This is a genomic window from Pseudomonas sp. K8 (assembly GCF_014889455.1).
Lineage (GTDB): Bacteria > Pseudomonadota > Gammaproteobacteria > Pseudomonadales > Pseudomonadaceae > Aquipseudomonas > Aquipseudomonas veronii.
In genome coordinates, this window is sequence record NZ_VJWO01000186.1 from 1 (window position 1) to 650 (window position 650).

Below are 650 nucleotides of genomic sequence, written 5' to 3' on the forward strand. Positions count from 1 at the left end.
GATGTACGAAGCCAACCCCATGGGCCTGCTGGTGGAACAGGCCGGCGGCGCCGCCACCACCGGCCGCGAGCGCATCCTGGACATCCAGCCCGACCACCTGCACCAGCGCGTGCCGGTGTTCCTCGGCTCGCGCAACGAGGTAGCCGAAGCCACCCGTTACCACCGCGAGCACGACGCCCAGGGCTGACGGTCACATCACCCCGTTGCATGTGGCAACGGGGTGACACCTGCACCAACACAGGTCAACATCGGGCTCAAACGCCCACGGATGACCCCATGCAGGCCGAAACCCCGCCCGACTTCATTGAAGTAATCCACAACGCCATCCCGATTGAGACCTGTGCCGCAATTCAGGCGCAAATGCGCGCCAGCGCCCAGCTCCAACCCGGCGAAGTAGGCAGCGGTGTGTTCCCGGAACTCAAGCACAGCAAGGATCTGCGCATAAGTGGGCGCCCGGAGTGGCGCCAGGTCGAAATACAGCTGCAACAGGCAGTATTCAGCGGCGTTTTGAGTTATCTACGCCGTTATCCACAGGCGCTGATCTCCCCGCTCATGTTGCAGGTCCAAGACAACGATGGCACCGCACGCCGCCTGAAAGCCGAAGATTTTCCCGGCATGGACGACAACGCGCTGTCCGGACTGGCCCGTAC

At 63.2% G+C, this 650-nt stretch carries 1 protein-coding gene and 1 pseudogene; both read left to right on the forward strand.

Going from position 1 to position 650, the window contains the following annotated elements; translation table 11 throughout:
• Positions 1–187, forward strand: a pseudogene (locus tag INT12_RS30885) (fructose-bisphosphatase class I); the annotation flags it as partial.
• 89 nt (positions 188–276) lie between these two features.
• A partial coding sequence (locus INT12_RS30890) for a hypothetical protein (protein ID WP_226926412.1) occupies positions 277–650 on the forward strand: 374 nt, incomplete at its 3' end.